Raw genomic sequence first — 18,524 nt, 5'->3', positions numbered from 1 at the left:
GCCTCAACGGTAGTTGTTACTACCAAGTAGCTGGTTTTACCTATGCACACTGCACTTACGAAAGCACTATTGATGGGCGCGCTCGGCGGCGTCTTGCTCAGTAGCTGCGGGGAAGTTGACGATACGAAAACAACGACTGACACGGCAGCCACCCCAACCAAGCCAGCGGCAGCTACTACCAAGGCCGACGCCGCGGCTCCCATCCAAGCCAATATTTTTCTGGAATTATCGGGCGGCATGCGCGGCTTCATGCCTGCCAATACCACGGCTACCGAGCCCACGGCGTTTCAGCAGCGCGTGAGCTTGCTGGCCTCGCGTACCAATAGCAGCCCGGCTGTGGCCGATACTAAGTTTTGGTTATCGCTGAACAAGGCGCCGCAGGCTAGCACCTATGCGCACTTTCGAGAAATAGTGCAGGGCGACACCCACGAGGCCGCCCTAGGTACCGAGCTCCCCACAATGCTCGAAAATATCCTAACCCTGCCCCAAGCGGCCGATAAGGTAAATGTGGTCGTCTCCGACTTCATCTATGGCCCCAAAAATCAGGCGACCAGCGCCTTGATGAACGTCAACATCACCGACGCACTGGCGACCGTTACCAAAAAAGGGCTAGCCGTGGCCGTGCTGAGCGAGACGTCGAAGTTCTACGGCACCTACCACCCGGCCGTGAAAACCCCGCTCAAGCAGCGGCCGCTGAAGGGCGAAACCCTACCCTATTATATCTGGGTAATTGGGCCGCCCGCCGCCGTAGCGCGCTATGTGAATGAGGTGCTGCCAGCTGCTTCGGCCGCTACGCAGCAGGCGTACTTTGGGCTAACCTTCCCTAGGGTGCCCTACGCGGCGGTACTCACGCAGGTGCCGGCTGGCAGCCCGCTAGCGCCGGGCGGCGATGGGTCGATTTCTTACGGCGGGGCGGGTATAAGTACGAATCTGGAGGTTGACGACGTTAAGAAAGGTGTGGATTTCACCGTGGCTCTCGACCTACGCCAACTGCCCGCCGCTTGGCGTGAGCCCGCCTTCTTGGCTCAACACTTGCAAGCCCAAGTGCCCAATGGCCGCGTGCAACTACTGCCCAATTCTGTTAAACTCACTACCGGCGTGCCCGAACTGCAAGCCTACACTCACACTTTACGCTTGCGGCTCAGCGACTTCCCCAAGGTGGGCGGCCAACTTAGCCTGACGCTACCCGCACCAAGTATGCCGGCCTGGGTGGCTCAGCGTAGCACCGAAAACGACAATCAACCCACCGCCGCGCCGCACACCTATCGCCTCACCGAAATTATGAACGGCGTACGCGGGGCTTTCCCGCAGGCCCTGCCGCCCGTGTTTACCACCACCTTCGCCCTCGCCCAATAAAACGCCTTTTTTTGCTATGCAACAATTCTTTAACAGCCTGTACACGAACGGTATTGGGCTCTTCTACGACCGCAAATCGCCGCTTTACGGGCTGTACAAAGCCGAGATTTTCAATACCACTGGCTTCTACACCTTGCTCACGGCGCTGGCATTAGTGGTCGTGTTCTACTACATCTTCAATCATGCCATCCCGACCCTTACGCACCTAGGTATGTACAAGCCCACGCACTGGCTGCTGGTACTGCTGCTGGTAGCCGGCCTAGGTGCCTTGCTGGCTTACCAAGTGAGCATGGGCGCGGGCGCGGTACGCGACCCCTATATGCGCTACTTCATCATTACCAACACGTTGGTAGCGCCACTTTGGTTTATTCTGTTTTCAGTGATTTTGAAGTGGGGCTCGAATCACGCCCGTCGCACACCGTTTTAATCGGCTAATAATAGCCATTTCGTCATGCTGACGAAGGAAGCATCTCGCGTGCAGCACTAACCTCTAGTGTTAGCAACAAAGCGAGCGAGATGCTTCCTTCGTCAGCATGACAAACGTCTTTTTACCGCTGTCATTCCCTTTCCTCTGTAAATGGCTCGTCTATTCATATTTGCCGTGGGCGGCACTGGTGCGCGAGTGTTGCGCTCACTCACGATGCTACTGGCCGCCGGCATGCGCCTGCCCGGCTGCGACCAAGTTATTCCTGTCCTGGTAGACCCCGACACCCAAAACGGTGACGTGACACGCACTGTGGACCTACTCAAGCGCTACAAGCGCATCCACGACGCGCTGTACCAGGATGGCCAGCACGCCAAAAACGAGGGCTTTTTTGGCCAGGACCTGACCACGCTAGCCCAACTCAATACCTCCGGCGTGGAGGGGCTGCGTGACTCATTCGTGTATGATTTTGGCGGTATCAATCAGTCGTTCAAAGACTTCATGCACTACAACGAGGCTAGTGTGGAAACGCGGGGCCTGCTCGATTTACTTTTCACGCCCGACAGCCTCAACGCCAGCCTCGACCTAGGTTTTCGGGGCTCGCCCAACGTGGGCAGCGTGGTGCTCAACTCGCTGGTGCAGGCCAAGGAAATGCGCTACCTCGCTCAAAGCCTTAATTCCGACGACCGGGTGTTTTTCATCAGCAGCATCTTCGGCGGCACGGGCGCGGCCGGCTTCCCGCTGCTGGTCAAGAACCTACGTGACCCTGGTGTGGATTTGCCGCAGCCTTCGGTGCGCGCCGCCGTACCGGCTGGCGCGCTGGTGCTGTTACCCTACTTCAAGCTGCAACAGCCTTCAGCGGAAGAGAAGAAAAACGGCCAGGATTTTATCGACTCCAACACCTTCATTACCAAGACGAAGACAGCGCTTAGCTACTACGCCGAGCACTTGGAGGGTATAGAGGCCATGTACTACCTAGGCGACCAGGCCGGGCAGCCGCTGCCTAACAACCCCGGTCGCGCCGAGCAGCGCAACCAAGCGCATCTCATGGAGGTGCTGGGCGCACTCGCCATCCAGCACTTCCTAGGTCAGCCGGCCAGCCAACTCGACCGCGGCAACCCGGCCTACCACGAGTTTGGCCTGAAAAGTGACGCGCCGACGGTGGATTTTGGGCAGCTCTCGCCGGCCCAGCGCCGCGAGGTAGCCCGGCCGATGATACAGTTTCACTACTTCGCCCGGTACTTCCGGCAGCACCTGCTGGAAGAAAAGAGCGCCCCGCTCTACAAGGGCGGCAAGCTAGGCCAGCACCTGCCCGCTAGCACCGGTCCGCTCGCCGACCTCACCGATTTCTTTACCGAGTACGAAAGCTGGCTGCGCGAACTCGGCGTAAACGAGCGCCGCTTCACTGCCCTGCACCCCGACGAAACTGACTTCAACAAGATGGTGGCCGACAAGATTATCAGCACCGGTTTCTTCAATAAAGGCCTGACGGATGATGTATTGCGCGCCGAGCTAAACGACGCGGTGGGCAAGACGAACCTCGATAACCCCGACTCAGCGCGGGCATTGCGCTGGCTGGTGGAGGCCTTTAATACGGCTACCGAGAAGGTAGTCGAGAACAAGTTGCAATACTCGTAAGGAGGCAGTTGCGCGGACTTTGTAGTCCGCGTACGAGCAATGCGAAGATTCTCGCAGGCGCTAATATTCGCATTGCTCATACGCGGACTACAAAGTCCGCGCAACAACAGCCTCGAAAATCATTAAAAAACAGCTACTAGCCACCGGCTACCAGCTTCAGAATAACATGGCCAAAATCCTTCGCCTGCACCGCACGGGCTCCAGCACCCACGAGGGCTGGGGCCGCACCGGCAAAATCGGCAAAAATGAAATTGAAGGTCCCAGCGGCATCCTCGACCCCGAGGGCGGCCGGGCCGAGCGCGTGGCCGTAGCCATTCCATCGCCCTTCGCGCGCATGCACCTGGTCGAAACGGCGCTGGCCTACGTGGGCAGCAACCCCGGCCAAACTGATTCGGTACACCACCGGCTGGTGGGCCAGTTTTGGGACTTGTGGGAGCTGGTATTCAACTACTACCAGCGGCGGCAAGCCAGCCAGCGTCTAAGCGTGCGCACTTGGAACCGCACCGCCGAGCTAGCTCGCCTCGAAGCCAATCCGCAGACCCGGCCGTTGGCCCAGGCACTAGCGCTGTACCTGAACGACAAGCGCTTTGCGAATATCACCGACCTGAATCTGCTGTACTTCCCCGGCGCCACGCCGCAGGAGGCCCCGCAGCTGCTAGGTGGCACCTCGCCGCTCACGGTGTTTTTTCCGGCACCAGCCGTGCGGGCCTTGGCGGTGCAGCGGCCCGAGGGTGGCGGCCACTATTTCGATGGTCGCTACGTGGCCCTAGGTCAGCGCGAGCAAGCGTTTCAGGACTATATCTATCAGCAGTTTGTAGCCGACCCAGCGCTGGGCCGGCTGGCCCCAGCCGTGCGCAATGCACTTGACCCTAACATCTTAAATAAGTGGGGCCTGGATGGCAACGCCCAGCTAGCCGACTACCCCTACCTGGCCGACCAGGCCGGCAACCCGGTGGCGGTGGCGGGCGTGACCGTGCGGGTGCGCCCCGACGAGGGAATCCTACGCAACTCCGATTTCACCATTCGGCCCGACCGGGTGCCGGTGCCGGGCTGGCCGCTGCCGAACCCGCTGCCGCTGGTGCTGCGCCCTGGCCTGCAAGCACCGGGCAAGTTTTACTATAACAACTCGCTGCTCGGCGATAGCGGCAACAAGGTGCCCGCCAGCGACCCCCGCGCCCTGGCTGACCGCACGCTGCCTGGTCCCGACCTGGCCTACCCTTACCTCACCCTCAACGACTTACTCGAAGAAACGCTGCTCACTGTGCCCTACGAGGTCGATGGCAGCCGCTTCGTGACCGGCCAGCTCAAAACCGCGCCTGGCTACAAGCCCACGTGCTGGCCGCTGCTGCCGGTGAAGCCGCTGTACTTCGACTATTTCACGGCGGCCGAGCTGGCCACCCAACTCACGATGGAGCTCGACCCGGCCTGCGTGCGGGTGCGCCTGCGCATTCCGGTGGCGGGTGGCTTCACCGTTGATTATGAGCGCGCCTACTACCCCAACCCGCGCACCGAGGGCCTAGGTCGCCTACTGGTGACCAACGTGGGCTTGTCGGTTTTTCCCTTCGTGAAAATCGCCGATGCGCCGCAGCTCAACGACTTCTACAAGGTGATGTTAGTCGATGCCAACAACATCGACCCTAGTTTGGTACACAAGCCGGTAGAGCTGCAATTTGGCGTGCAAGGACGGGTGCTATCGCCCACCGGCACCGAGCAGAGCGCCACGGCCTACCCCCGCACCCGCAAGAGCAGCACCGACGAAGGCAGCACGTACTACGAAATCAGGGGCACGCCCTTCGACTACGTGGTGGTGGCGAGCCCCGCACCGGCTGCTGGGCAGGCGCTCGTGGTACCTAGGTGGCGCGAGGTGCGCCAGGGCACCAAGGAGTTCCGCTTCGCCATCGACTTTGGCACGACCAACACCCACGTGGCCTACCACGACGGGCCCAGCCAGCCGCCGCAGCCCTTCAACTTTGGGCCGGAGGATACGGCGGTGGCCTTACTCAAGAAGTCTTCGGAAGAGACTGATTACCAAGCTTACGAACAGCTGTACCGGGGCATTGAGGAAGACCCGGCGCACGGCATTCAGCTGCGGCGTTGGCAGCGGTATCAGCAGCGCGAGTTTGTGCCCTCGTTTGTGGGTGCGGGCGGGTCGCCGTACCAATTTCCGATTCGCACGGCCACGAGCGAGGCCGCTAGCTTCTCCATCGAGCCGCCGCGCCTGCTGGCCAATGTCAACGTGGGCTTCGGCATCAACACCGAGGAAGAAACCAACGACTCGTACCACACCAACCTGAAATGGGGCGAAACCGGCGAGGCTGCCCGCCACCGCGTGCGGATGTTCTTCCGCGAGATGTTGCTGCTATTCAAGTATAAAGCGGCGCTGCACGGCGGCAATGTGTCGGCCACGCAGGTGGTGTGGTTTGCGCCGCTCAGCTTCTCGGCCTTCAGCCGCGACCTGTACCAGCGCGAGTGGGATACGCTATTTAAGGAGATTTTCCACACCAACCGCGGCACTACCTACCTGCCCGAATCGTCGGCCCCGTACTTCTTCCTGACCCGGCGCGGCCTCGTAACGCCCGGTCCCGGCGAAAACGCGGCCTTCATCGACATCGGCGGCGGCACCTCCGACGTGCTGTTTTACTCTGACCAGCAAGCCAACCCCAGCGGCCCGCGCAAACACCACCCGGCGTTCAGCACCTCGTTCCGCTTTGCGGGTAATGAGCTGTGGGGCGACGGTGCGGCCGACGTGCGCGGCACCAAAGACAACGGCCTCGTGCGCTTTGGCCTCGACAGCATTCGGGCACACCCGCTGCCGCACACCAAGGCCGCCGAGCTGGCCGTGAAGTGCCTGGCGGTAGTCGAAGCTAACCCAGCTTTTGGCTCCGAAGAAGTTGCCAGCTTGCTCTTTAACTACGAGCGCGAATTCCAGTTTGGCGAGCGGCTGCTGATGGCGCAGCACCTGCGGGTGCTGTTCTACCTGCACTTTGGGGCCATCGTGTACCACCTAGGGCAGGTGACGGCCGCCCGCGGCCTCACGGCGCCGCGCTACCTGTGCTTCACGGGCCGCGGCAGCTTGTACCTGCGCCTGCTGTGCCCCAGCAACTTGCGCCCACTAGAGCAGGTGGCGAGCCTCATCCTGACCAAGGTAATGGGCACGCCCGCACCGGCCAATTTCAAAATCGTGCTGGCCGACGACCCCAAGCAAACCACCGCCAACGGCGGCGTGCTAGCCACCGGCGTCGATGCCGAAAGCACCGCCGAGGTGCCGCCCATCGTGCAGCCCGTGGGCACCGGCACTGAAGACGCCACCGAAAACCGCCCGCTCTACCCCAGCGACATCACGGAGGAAGTCAAAAACGCCGTTATTGCCAACGTCGAGAAGTGCCTCACGCTGCTGCTCACCGACGCCGACTTGGTGGCCGCCATGCACAACCTAGGCATCAAAAACCCGCCCGGCCTCGTGCTGCGCGAGCTCACGGGCGCCTTGGCCGACTCGTTCAACCTAGGTCGCCAGCGCTACGCCAACACACTGCCCGCCGGCGAGCCTATTCCCGAAACGCTGTTTTTCCTGCCCCTCAAGCACGCGCTCTATGTGCTGTCGCAGGTGCTGCATGGTTCCGCTCACTAAGCTCATATCATGCACATTCACCGCATTTTAAGCTTGACCATCTTACTGGGCGTAAGCCGGGTGGGGCTGGGGCAAACCGCCTCGACCCCCACTCGCGAGGACAGTGTGAAGGGCCAGATTTGGACGGCCACCGCCCGGCGCGTCTGGGCTGATGAGAAGGCCACGCCGCCCACCACGAAATGGGCCACGGGTACTGACTTCAGCAAATGGGTGCTCACCCAGCCAAACGACAAAGCCGAGCTAGGGTCACTCTGGAAGGCCGTACTCGCCCGCGTTGGCAAAGGCCAGCCGGCCACGCCCACGCAAGTGGTGCAGGCCATTATAGCAGAGGTCAACCAACGCAAGACCAGCAAAACTGGCGCGTTGGCGAAAGTCAATCTGCAATCCTTGCAAGTAGACCTGGAGCCGTTCGTGCCCGCGGGTAGTACTACCTCGGCGGTGGTAGCTGCAGCCGACTCAACCTCGCCAGCGGCAGCCCAGCCCGCAAGTGCCTCTCAAACGGTGGCCGAAGATGAAAACCCGGCTCCGGAAGGGCAACTGCCCGCCACCCCAACCTACACCGCACAGCCGCTAGAGCCGCGCTATTTCGGGATGCCGCCGGGGCTAGCGGGGGCGGTACTGGCCCTGCTAGGTGCGGCGCTGGGCTTTGGCGTTGCCTCCAGCCGCTCGAAGGGCAAACGGCGTCATCACCGGCAGCACGCGGCCCCGCTGGCGCCAGTCGAAACCGAAACTTCTTCTGATATGAATCCTGTAGAATTTCGCAAGCTCCAAAACCAGAATCAGCAGCTTCGCAAAGAGCTTCAGCAGATTAAGCAGCAGCTGGCTGACTTGCAGAAGCAGCTCGTAGGCGCCCCCACCACGCCTGCTGCCCCGGCACCAGCGGCAGCAGCGCACATTTCTGCTACGTCGCTAGCGGCCGCGGCGGCGGCCGCACAGGCGGCCGAAGCGCAAGCCCCCGCGGCTCCAACGCCTCCGGCTGCCGCAGCGTCGCCAGCCGCCGAAGAGCTGTCGATAGAAGAAATGGTTGGCGCTGCGCCGGCCGCCACGCAGCCGGCCGCCACGCGCTACGGCCCGGTGCAGGAATCGGCATTTTTGGAAGAGCGCAAAATCGTGGATACGCCCCTGCCCCAGTTGGCCTTGATGCTGACCGTGAACCCGCGCACCCCCGACCAAGCCGCGTTTACCCTTAACCCCAACGTGGACCAAGCCCGCCTCATCGGCGACGGGCTGACGCGGCTGCAAAAGTTTTTCGACTACGACCCGCCCCTAGGTGGCCGCATTACGCTGGTAACGGCGGCGGCCCCCGGCCAGCTTCAACGCCACGCCGATGGCTGGCAAGTAGTGCAGCGCGCGCGGCTGAACATCAGCTAAGCTGTTCTTTTACGGAGCAGCGCCGTTTAAAACGTCTGAATGCCGCATTCGTCATGCAGAGCGTAGCGAAGCATCTCGCGTGGTGCAGTAATCTCTAACGTTTAGGATTACTGCGCCACGCGAGATGCTTCGCTACGCTCTGCATGACTTAGATTAGTAAAAAATGCTCTTACAACTACTCGAAGTCGTCCTGATTCTGGGGCTAATTGCCTGGCAAGTATTCGTTTTCCTGACGAATCGCCGCCTCATTGCGCGGGTGCAGGCTATGTATCCCGAAGTGGCGCAGCTCGGCGTGCAGGCCGTGGATGCCAACGCCGAACTACGCTACACCGACAGCTACGTGCCCCAGGAGTACGACGCCCTCACCGTGAACCGGCCCAGCCCTGAGTTTGCCCAAATCATCACGGACACCAACGACTACCTGCGCGCCAACAAGGGCGCGGCGGCCGACTTCAACACGCTGCGCGACATCTCGGAGCGCGAGGCCGCGCTACTCGACCAGGAGATTGAGGCGCAGATTTCGACGCCGCTTTACCTGGGGCTGCTGGGCACGTTCCTAGGTGCCATTCTGGGCCTGATAGCGTTGGTTAACCCATTTGGGGGCGAGGCAGCAGCGGGCGAGTCATCGTTTAATAACGCCGATGTGACGCACTTTTTGGGCGGTATTCTTATCGCCATGAGTGGCAGCTTTATTGGTCTGGCGCTGACCCTAGGGGGCAACCAACTGCTAAAATCGGCCCGCGCCCAGCGCGACCGTTACAAAAACGGCTACTACAACTTCCTGCAAAAGGCACTACTACCCCGGCTCAACTCGGACATGCAGGCCAGCATGAGCAATCTGAAGGCGGTGCTGGACACATTTAACCAGGACTTTTTCTCGAAAATACAGGCTGATTTTTTCTCGAAAATCGCGGAATTTACGCCGCTCATCAGCCGCATCACGGAGAATATCAGCATCCAGAAAAACTTCCTCGAAAAGCTGCAACAGATAGGCTACACCGAGCTGGCCAACGCTACCATTAAGGTGTTTGACCGCGTAGATGAGAGCGCGGCCTCTTTTGAGAAGTTCTTAGGGTACCAGCAGAGCCTGAACGTAGCCGTGAGCAAGGGCGCCGACACGGCCCAAACCATCACGAGCCTGCTCGACCGCCTCGGTAGCCTAGAGGCGGCTCTGAAGCAGGTGCCTGGCTACTTGGAACAGCACGACGCCCGCATTCGGGAGCAGGCGCAGTTTTTTGGGCAGCACCAGGCGCTGCTCTCGCAGATTAGCCAGGGCGTAACGCAGGCGCTGAGCGAGGACGCTCACAAGATGAACGAGGTGCTCGAAAAGCGCCGCGACGAGTTTGTGGCGCAGGCGCAGTCGGCCCACGTGCAATGGGATGCCTACTTCCGGCAGCTTAACAAGGACAACGTGTACCAGAAGATAGTCGAGTACCTGAACCCGTTTCAGCAGCTACCAGCGCAGCAGCAGGCCCTCAATCAGTTGCAGGAGGCGCAGGCGCGCCGCAGCGCCGAGGCGCTGGCTGGCTTGCAGCTGCGCCTGGAGCGCGACGAGCAGGTACAGCGCGAGCTACTGCGCCAACTCGACCGCACCAATGCGGTGCTAGAGCAGTTGACCGAGCCCAACTGGTTTCAGCGCACCGTTTTGGGTAAAAAAGGCCGTCCCATTCGCTAGCCATGAAGCAAAGCAAAGACTTTTTCTGGCCCAGCTACGTCGATTTGATGACGGCCTTGTTTCTGACGATGCTGGTGTTGTTTGTGCTGAGCTACAAGCTATTTCAGGACAAGCAGCAGGGTCTGGTGCGCGCCAACGCGCAACTAAAAGTGCAGCTCCGAGAGAAAAAGAAAATCGACGAGATAAAGCAGGCCCTGAAGCGGCTGGAAAACCCGAAGTACTTTATTTACAATAAGGATTTCAAGCGCTACGAGTTGAGCTTCGACGTCATTTTCGACCCGAGCAGCCCCGTTTTAAAAGAAGCCTACAAACCGAAGCTGATTCAGGCCGGTCGGTTTTTGGTTAGCCAATTGAGCTCGCTCAATGAGCAGGATAACATTCAATACCTGGTAGTTATCGAAGGTCGCACGGCCCGCTACGCCACCCGCCAGGCCGACGGTACCTACTCCTACAATTCGCCGCAGAACTACGACGGGCCGGCCACCCGCCAGCTCAGCTACCTGCGGGCGCTGGCGGTGTACCAACTGTGGCGCGAGGCGGGTATTGTATTTCCGGCCCCGCGTTACGAAGTCGTACCGGCGGGCAGTGGCTTCGGCGGCGTAAACCGCTACCGCGACGCACAAGAAGAACTTAATAAGCGCTTTATCATCCAGATTCAGCCCAAAATAGGCTCGCTCGAAGCGATAAAGAAGTGAAATGGGCAAGTAGTGCGCAGTAAGCAACCCTAGATAGCCGCTTGGCTGTATACCAACGCCCTAGCTTACTACTTATCTATTTCACCGCGTGCACCTCGTTCTCCGTTTCCCAGTAGCTCAGCCGCCGGCTGCCGTTATGGCCGGCTTCACTAAGGAGCTTTTTGTAGCCCTGGCCCCGCCGTTTCCGCAGTTTCACCTCATCCGCTACGACGGCAACCGCCCCGGCGACACGGTGATTATCGAGCTGCAAGTTGGCCCCAAGCGCTGGCGCTGGATCTCGCTCATCACCGACAACAGCGTGCTGCCCGACGGCACGCACTACTTTGTGGATGAGGGCCAAACGCTGCCCGCGCCGCTGCGGCAGTGGCGGCACCGCCACCTGCTACAGCCCGCGCCGGGCGGCGGCACTGTCATCGTGGAAGATATTAATTTCAGCACCGGCCGCCGCTGGCTCGACTGGCTGATTCGGCCCGCCATGTGGGCGCAGTTCAAGCTGCGCGGGCCGGTGTACCGGCGCTTTTTTGGTGCTTAGCTGCTAGTGCTTGGTGCTTAGATATGGGGCGGCAGAAAGGTGCGACCTTTGTACTCAAATACCAAGCACCGATAACTAAGCACTACCACATGCCCGCCACCATCGTCCTCAAAAACGGAAAAGACCACTCCCTGCGCCGCCGCCATCCCTGGGTGTTTTCGGGTGCTATTGCCCGCGTGCAGGGCGAGCCCACGGAGGGCGAAGCTGTACGCGTTGAGACTCAAGCGGGCGAATTGCTGGGCGTGGGCCACTACTCGGGCGGCGGCTCCATCGCGGTGCGGATGCTAGATTTTGGGCAAGTGGCTGAGCTACCTACCCCTGATTTTTGGGTTAAAAAACTTGCTAACGCCTACGCCCTGCGACAGCGCCTGGCCCTCACGGGCACGGCTGACACCAACGTATTCCGGCTGGTACACGCCGAGGGCGACGGTCTGCCCGGCCTCATCATCGACGTGTATGGCGACGTGGCCGTGGTGCAGGCGCATAGCGTGGGCATGTACCGCGCCCGCCCCGAAATTGCTAGCGCCCTGCAAGTTGTGTTTGGCGACAAATTACGCGCCATCTATGACAAGAGCTCGGAAACCGTGCCCGGCAACGCCGTGGGCGACGCTAAAAACGGTTACCTCTTCGGCGAAAGCACCGGCGCCGAGCACATTGTGACGGAGAACGGCCACCAGTTTGCCGTAGACTGGGAAACGGGCCAGAAAACCGGCTTCTTCATTGACCAGCGCGATAACCGTGCCCTGCTGGCCCGCTATGCGCCCGGTCGCCGCGTGCTCAATACCTTCTGCTATACTGGCGGCTTTTCGGTGTACGCCCTGGAAGCGGGCGCCGAGCTAGTGCATTCCGTCGATAGCAGCAAAAAAGCCATCGCCCTCACCGAGCGCAACGCCGAGCTATCGAGCCACGCCGAGCGCCACGCCGCTTACCCCGAAGACGTGCTCAGCTTCCTTAAAAGCCACTCGGCCGAGTACGACCTGCTGGTGCTCGACCCGCCTGCTTTTGCCAAGCACATGGGTGCCCGCCACGCCGCCCTCATGGGCTACAAGCGCCTCAATGCCTCGGGCATCGCGCATCTCGCGCCGGGCGGGCTACTCTTCACCTTCTCGTGCTCCCAAGTTGTTAGCCCCGAGCTGTTCGAAGGCGCGGTGCTAGCCGCTGCCATCGAGGCTGGGCGGCCGGCGCGCATCCTGCACCGCCTCACCCAGCCCGCCGACCACCCGGTAAGCTTGTTTCACCCCGAGGGCGCTTATTTGAAGGGCTTGGTACTGGCGGTCGAGTAAATACCGAACTTTCGCAGCCCCTTCTTCGGTACTACAAGCGTGTTTACTAAAAAGCAGAAATCCCCGCCCTCTCGCCAACCGGTTGCCGTCATTGGCGCGGGGGTGGCGGGGCTTGCCGCCGCGGCGCGGCTGGCGGTGGCGGGGCACCCGGTCACAGTGTTTGAGGCCAGCGGCTCGTTTGGGGGCAAGATGCACCAGTTTGAGCTGCCGGTTGGCTACCGCTTCGACGCGGGGCCATCGCTGTTTACGCTGCCGCAGCTGGTGGACGATGTTTTTCGGCTGGCCCACCGCGAGCCGACCGATTACTTCCGCTACGAGCGGCTCGACCCGATTACGAACTACTTTTTTGCCGATGGCACGCGCCTCACGGCTTGGGCCGACAGCCGCAAATTTGCCGCCGAGGTCGAGCAGAAGCTAGGCACCCCAGCGGCGGCGGTTACGCAGTTCCTAGGTCGAAGTGGGCGGGCATACGACGCCACGGCGGGCACCTTTCTGCACAAGTCGCTACATAAGGCGGGCACTTATTTCAGCCCCGAAACACTGAAAGCCGTGGCCGCGCTGCCGTCCCTAGGTCTTACGGGCACGATGCACGCGCGCCACGAAAAGGCATTTGCTAATGACCCGCGGCTGGTGCAGCTGTTTGACCGCTACGCTACTTACAACGGCTCCGACCCCTACCAGGCGCCAGCTACCCTCTCGCTCATTCCGCACCTGGAGCACGGCATCGGGGCGTTTTACCCGGAAGGTGGCATCTATGCCATCGCCCAAAGTTTGCATCGCCTAGGTGAGGAGTTTGGCGTGAAGTTTCGCTTTAACGAACCAGTACGAGAGATTCTGACGGCCGGCGACCTCGTCACGGGCGTGCGCACCGACCAGGATATTTACGACTTTGGTGTGGTGGTGAGCAACATGGATGTGGTGCCCACCTACCGTAAGCTACTGCCCCAGCAGCCCGCGCCCGAGCGCACACTAGGGCAGCCGCGCTCATCGTCAGCGCTCATTTTCTACTGGGGCATCGCCCGCGAGTTTGCTGAGCTGGACTTGCATAATATCTTCTTCTCGGCCGACTACAAGCGCGAGTTCGACGCCATTTTCCAAGAGAAAACTGTGGCCGACGATGTCACGGTATACGTCAACATCACCTCTAAGAAAACGCCTTCTGATGCGCCTGCCGGCCACGAAAACTGGTTTGTGATGGTGAACGTGCCACATGACGAAGGCCAGGACTGGGCCGCCCTCACGGCCCACACCCGCCGCGTGGTGCTGGCTAAGCTCAGCCGCACGCTAGGCGTTGACCTAGAGCCGCTTATCGCGGCCGAAAAAGTGTGGACGCCGCCCGGCATCGCGGCTGATACTTCGTCGTTTGGGGGCGCGCTCTACGGGAGCTCCAGCAATAATGCGCTGGCCGCTTTTTTGCGGCACCCCAACTTTTCGGGCCGACTTCACGGACTGTACTTTTGTGGCGGCTCGGTGCACCCGGGCGGCGGCATTCCGTTATGTTTACTCTCGGCTAAAATAGTCGCCGACTTAATTAGTTAAGAGTTGAGAGTTACGAGTTAAGAGTTAGCCTATCAGCAATTCTTGACTCATAACTCTCAACTCTTAACTCCTATCTATGGAGTTTTCGAATTCACCGACGCCTTCGGCCGCGCCTACTTCGCGGCTGCGCGTGGCGCAAGGGCTGATTTTGCTGTTTCACCTCACGGGCTTCGTGGGGCTGGCTTTTGCTCAGGATAAGGCGTTTTACCTCAAGTACACGCCGCTCACGCTACTGCTCACGGCGGGGCTGCTAGGGGCGTTTCAGCCCGAGCGCAACTGGGGCTTTTGGCTATTTGTGATGCAAGCGTTCCTGCTGGGGTTTACCGCCGAGTTTGTGGGCGTCAAGACTGGGGTTGTTTTTGGCAGCTACAACTACGGCGCCACTCTAGGTCCCAAATACATGGACGTGCCCTGGCTGATTGGCCTCAATTGGGTGATTGTGACGTATTGCGCGGGCATGCTCACGACCTATTTACCCCTGCCCATGCTGTTTCGGATACTGGTGGGGGCGGCCCTCATGGTGGGCTTCGATTTGTGCCTAGAGCCCGTGGCCAGCCGCTACGACTTCTGGCACTGGACCGGCAACGTGATTCCGCTGCGCAATTTTCGCGACTGGTTTCTGTTGTCGCTGGTGATGCAGATGCTGTTTCAGCGCGGCTCCTTTATTAAGCGCAACCCGCTGGTGCCGCTCGTGTATCTGGTGCAGTTGCTCTTCTTCTTCGTACTCAGCTTGCTGCATCCCTAGGTCTGCTTCCTGGGTGTGTTTCGCTTTATAACACCTCTTCAACCCCCTAGGCAAGCACTTGCTTAGGGGGTTATTTATTGCTCCTTGGGAGCTTAGAATAAGAAATTATCTGGCCCGTTTTTTTGTAGTATAGCTGGGGCCATCTGGCAACGCAGGTCCTAAACACGCTGGTCTTTTAGGGCAGTTATTTCTTCGATATTGCGCGCTGCGCTTGGTTTCGATGGCCAGGCAGCAGGCTTATTCAGTTAAATGAAAAATATAATTTTCTTTGGTGATAGCCTCACGGCGGGCTACGGCTTGCCGACGGCCGATAGCTTCCCGGCCCAAATTCAGCAGAAGCTCGACGCGGCCGGGCTCCACTACCGCGCCCTCAACTATGGCGTGAGCGGCGAAACCAGCGCTGGCGGCCGCCAGCGCCTGCCCAGCGTGCTGGCTCGCCAAGCGCCCGATATTTTTGTGCTGGCCCTAGGGGCCAACGACGGCCTGCGCGGCATTGCGGTGCGCGAAACGGTGGCCAATCTGCGCTACATCCTCACCGAGGTGCGGCGGCAGTTTCCGCAGGCGCAGCTGGTGCTGGCGGGCCTGGAGTTTCCGTTTGACCTAGGGCCGCTGGGTGTGCCTGGCCTGGCGCGCTACGCCCAGGAGTTTGCGGGCCTATTTCGCTCGCTGGCTGAGGCAGAAGGCGTGGCCTTTGTGCCTTCGCTGCTGGCGGGAGTACTGGGCCGTCCTCAGCTCAACCTAGCCGACCGCGTGCACCCCAACGCCGCTGGCCAGCGCCTGCTGGCCAGCAATGTGTGGGCCGTGCTAGAGCCGCTGCTGCAAGTGGCGGCATAGTACACCTAGGGCCTCAGGGCAGGGGCCGCGGGCTAAATGGCGCCACCCATTAGCACACCTGGTTGGGCACTGTATTTTTGGGGTTCGCATGGCACCTAGGGCCAGCTACCGGCTTGGTGGCTGGCCCTAGGTGCTACATTCCGTCACGACGAAACTCGGTGCTTAGCTTGTGCAACGCAGCGCCCCGCTTGTATGCCATCTCTACTTTCCGAGCCCGAGTACGACCTCTATCTTTTTGTGGCGGGCGCCACTGAGAAGTCGCGGGTGGCCGAGCGCAACATTCGGGACATCTGTACGCAGTACTTGAGTGGGCGCTATGCGCTAGAGGTGGTCGATGTGCAGCAGCATCCCGAGCGCACGCTGCAAGAGGAGCTGCTGGGTCTACCCTGCCTCATCAAAAAGCGTCCCGGCCTGGTGCGGCGGCTGGTAGGCGACCTCTCGGACCGGCCGCGCGTGCTGAAGGCGCTGGGGCTATTGATTTAATTAGTCGGGCTTACGTTGCTCGGTGGGCCTAGGCCCGCCCGCCTGACAGGCCACCAGCTGGCGGCGATGCACGCGAAACCGCAGCAGGCCCACCAGCAGCACCATGCCGCCCCCGCCCAGTGCCGTGTAGCCGAGGCGCCCGCCCCGCTCGGGATGAAACTGAATGAGCGTCAGCCCAAAGCCTACCAGCGCCAGCGCCGTGCGCACATACGTTAGCAGGGTACGCTCATTGGCGAGGCGAGTGCGCTGCAGGGCTAGCTGGTCTGATAGGGGCAGAGGGTTGGAAAGGTCAGCGGGCATGGGCAGAAGCCGATTGGTAGGTTTTCTCCCTTACGCAAGTGGCTTGCCCACGGGCGGTGGGGTATGGAGCGGCACCCTTACTTGGCCGGCGGCGCGTCGGGCAGCATCACCGTAAAGGTGGTGCCCTGGCCTAGGGTACTGCTCACATCGAGCGTGCCACCGCGGTGCTGCACTATCGTTTGTATCATGTGCAGGCCCAGGCCGGCGCCTTCGCCATCGGCGGTGAGGCGGCTAAACGGCTGAAACAGGCGCTTCCGGTCGCGGTCGAGGTCAATGCCGCGCCCGTTGTCGGCCACAGTGAGCACCACGGCTGCTCCCTGCCGACGGGTTTGTACCTGAATCACGGGTGGCCGTGTGGCCGCGCGGTATTTCAGCGCGTTGTGCACCAGGTTTTTCAGAATGCTTTCGAGGTAGAGGCGCGGGTACCGCACGCTGGGAGCCGCCTGAAAATTAGCGACGAGCTGCCCTAGCTGCTGATGCACTAGGTCGGCTACTTCGGCCTGCACCGTAGCATACACCTCGGCAAAGAGTACCAGCTCGGGAGCAGGAACGGCGGCTCCGTGCTGTGTGTACAGCACTTGTAGCATACCCTGCATGGTGCCCGATAGCCGGTTTATTTCTTGGCCCAGCAAGCTCATCACATGGTCTTGGGTTGGGCCAGGGGCTTCTTCGTGGTACACATCCAGCAGGCTCTGCAGGTTTGTAACCGGGCCTTTCAGGTCGTGGGCCACAATGTGCACGAAGGAATCGAGCGAGGCGTTGGTTTCGCGTAGGGTTTGGTTGAACCGCTGGGCCTCGTGGGCGGCGGCGGCCCTGGCCAGCGCCCGGCCAGCGTAGTCGGTTACTAGGTTAAAAAAATCGAGATATGCTGCATCCAGCGGCCGGCGCGCACTCAGGCCCACGATAAGCACATGCCGAACGCTTGTGCTAGTAGTGCCTCCTTGCAGCGGCAGCAAAAGGGCCTTCGTAGGCAGCTCGGGCCAGTCGCCGGCGGGCCAAGAGGCAAACCGCTCGGCTAAGCTTTCTATGAGCAGGGGCGCATTGGCGGCCAGAGCTTCGGCTAGTGGCCAACCTACTTGCCCAGGCTGAGCCGGCAGCGTAGCGGGAGCGGCGGGCTCTCCCGCCGGCAGCCCAAACCAAGCCCGCAGCTCTGCCTCAGGGGCAGTGGCGGGCCGGGCATATAGCAGGGCAAAAGGTATGTCGTCAGTATTGGTGGCTAGGGCCGCCATGAGGTGCTGGGCCGCCTCGGCTGGCCGCGCCGACAGCGCTGTTTGGGACGTGAGTTGACTGAGCAGCGCTAGCCGCCGCTGTTGCAGCACGGTAGTGGTAGTTTCCAGCGCCGTCACATAGATGCCGCTAATATTCCCTGCTTCGTCGTGGATAGGACTGTGCGAAAACGTGAAGTAGGCTTCCTCCACAAATCCCTGCCGGTTGGGCAGCACCAGGCCGTTTTCAAAAAAGGTGGATTCGCCTCGCAGCACCGGGTCGAAGATATTGCTCAGAAAAGGCCACATTTCGCGCCACCATGGCTCGGCGGGCTGCCCTAGGGCGCCGGGGTGCTTATCCTGCAGAATACGCGAATAGCCGTCGTTGTAGAATTGCACTAGTTCGGGTCCCCAATGCACCATCATTGGAAAGCGGGAGCCCAGCATAATGCTCACCGCCGTGCGCAGGCTCTGCGGCCAAGTGCACACCGGCCCCAGCTGCGTCTGCGCCCAGTCTAGCGCCCTGATTCGGCGACCCATCTCACCGCCACCCGGGAATAGACGTGCTGCCAGAGCTTCATCGGGTAAATTATCGTCGGAGAGAGAAGAAGAAGACATAAAAGCGCGTGCAGCCATACCGCGAGGCCTTTTTATGGAACAGGCAGTATAACAGTACGCAAGAAAAGCGCGAATGACCTGAATTAGAAGCTGCTTTTACGTTTTCCCTTCTGTCTTCAGTCCTAAGTGGTCCTTCACAGCCAAAAGGACGACCTGCCAGAGCGCTAGTTTTTGCGGCGCACAATGCCATTGCCAGAA

The 18,524-nt window shown here is 60.7% G+C and carries 15 protein-coding genes; 13 read left to right on the top strand and 2 right to left on the bottom strand.

The window, feature by feature from the left end; translation table 11 throughout:
* Positions 1-42 precede the first annotated feature (42 nt).
* From JAO77_RS07000 to JAO77_RS06940, 13 genes are all read left to right on the top strand, one after another.
* Entirely contained in the window at positions 43-1,356 is a 1,314-nt protein-coding gene (locus tag JAO77_RS07000) for a hypothetical protein (RefSeq protein ID WP_198989627.1), read from the top strand.
* A 16-nt stretch (positions 1,357-1,372) separates the two neighbouring features.
* Positions 1,373-1,783 (top strand): hypothetical protein, encoded by a 411-nt coding sequence (locus JAO77_RS06995; RefSeq protein ID WP_198989626.1) that lies wholly within the window; start codon positions 1,373-1,375, stop codon positions 1,781-1,783.
* Between the two features lie 150 nt (positions 1,784-1,933).
* Complete coding sequence (locus tag JAO77_RS06990) at positions 1,934-3,418, top strand: hypothetical protein (protein ID WP_198989625.1); 1,485 nt, start codon at positions 1,934-1,936, stop codon at positions 3,416-3,418.
* Positions 3,419-3,584: 166 nt separating this feature from the next.
* Positions 3,585-7,046: a hypothetical protein gene (locus JAO77_RS06985; protein WP_198989624.1), complete on the top strand. Its 3,462-nt coding sequence runs from the start codon at positions 3,585-3,587 to the stop codon at positions 7,044-7,046.
* 9 nt (positions 7,047-7,055) lie between these two features.
* On the top strand, positions 7,056-8,417 hold the full coding sequence (locus JAO77_RS06980) for a hypothetical protein (protein ID WP_198989623.1): 1,362 nt from the start codon (positions 7,056-7,058) through the stop codon (positions 8,415-8,417).
* Positions 8,418-8,580: 163 nt separating this feature from the next.
* Positions 8,581-10,092 (top strand): hypothetical protein, encoded by a 1,512-nt coding sequence (locus tag JAO77_RS06975; protein ID WP_198989622.1) that lies wholly within the window; start codon positions 8,581-8,583, stop codon positions 10,090-10,092.
* 2 nt (positions 10,093-10,094) lie between these two features.
* Positions 10,095-10,787: an OmpA family protein gene (locus JAO77_RS06970; RefSeq protein ID WP_198989621.1), complete on the top strand. Its 693-nt coding sequence runs from the start codon at positions 10,095-10,097 to the stop codon at positions 10,785-10,787.
* Between the two features lie 88 nt (positions 10,788-10,875).
* A complete protein-coding gene (locus JAO77_RS06965; RefSeq protein WP_370549831.1) occupies positions 10,876-11,319 on the top strand; it encodes an SRPBCC family protein in 444 nt (147 codons plus the stop codon).
* 89 nt (positions 11,320-11,408) lie between these two features.
* A complete protein-coding gene (locus JAO77_RS06960; protein ID WP_198989620.1) occupies positions 11,409-12,602 on the top strand; it encodes a class I SAM-dependent rRNA methyltransferase in 1,194 nt (397 codons plus the stop codon).
* 39 nt (positions 12,603-12,641) lie between these two features.
* Positions 12,642-14,141 (top strand): 1-hydroxycarotenoid 3,4-desaturase CrtD, encoded by a 1,500-nt coding sequence (gene crtD / locus JAO77_RS06955; protein WP_198989619.1) that lies wholly within the window; start codon positions 12,642-12,644, stop codon positions 14,139-14,141.
* A 76-nt stretch (positions 14,142-14,217) separates the two neighbouring features.
* The gene (locus tag JAO77_RS06950) at positions 14,218-14,886 is read left to right on the top strand and encodes a carotenoid biosynthesis protein (protein ID WP_198989618.1); all 669 of its coding nucleotides are present in this window, start codon (positions 14,218-14,220) and stop codon (positions 14,884-14,886) included.
* Positions 14,887-15,135: 249 nt separating this feature from the next.
* A complete protein-coding gene (locus tag JAO77_RS06945; RefSeq protein WP_198989617.1) occupies positions 15,136-15,720 on the top strand; it encodes an arylesterase in 585 nt (194 codons plus the stop codon).
* 192 nt (positions 15,721-15,912) lie between these two features.
* The gene (locus tag JAO77_RS06940) at positions 15,913-16,203 is read left to right on the top strand and encodes a circadian clock KaiB family protein (RefSeq protein ID WP_198989616.1); all 291 of its coding nucleotides are present in this window, start codon (positions 15,913-15,915) and stop codon (positions 16,201-16,203) included.
* Here the strand turns inward: JAO77_RS06940 and JAO77_RS06935 are convergent, their stop codons facing one another.
* Entirely contained in the window at positions 16,204-16,503 is a 300-nt protein-coding gene (locus JAO77_RS06935; protein WP_198989615.1) for a YidH family protein, read from the bottom strand.
* A 77-nt stretch (positions 16,504-16,580) separates the two neighbouring features.
* Positions 16,581-18,326: a sensor histidine kinase gene (locus tag JAO77_RS06930; RefSeq protein ID WP_198989614.1), complete on the bottom strand. Its 1,746-nt coding sequence runs from the start codon at positions 18,324-18,326 to the stop codon at positions 16,581-16,583.
* Between the last annotated feature and the right edge of the window lie 198 nt (positions 18,327-18,524).

The organism is Hymenobacter sp. BT559, from assembly GCF_016427535.1.
Classification (GTDB): domain Bacteria; phylum Bacteroidota; class Bacteroidia; order Cytophagales; family Hymenobacteraceae; genus Hymenobacter.
The sequence above is the reverse complement of the archived record's forward strand: the minus strand, read 5'-3'. Positions and strand labels throughout refer to the sequence as shown.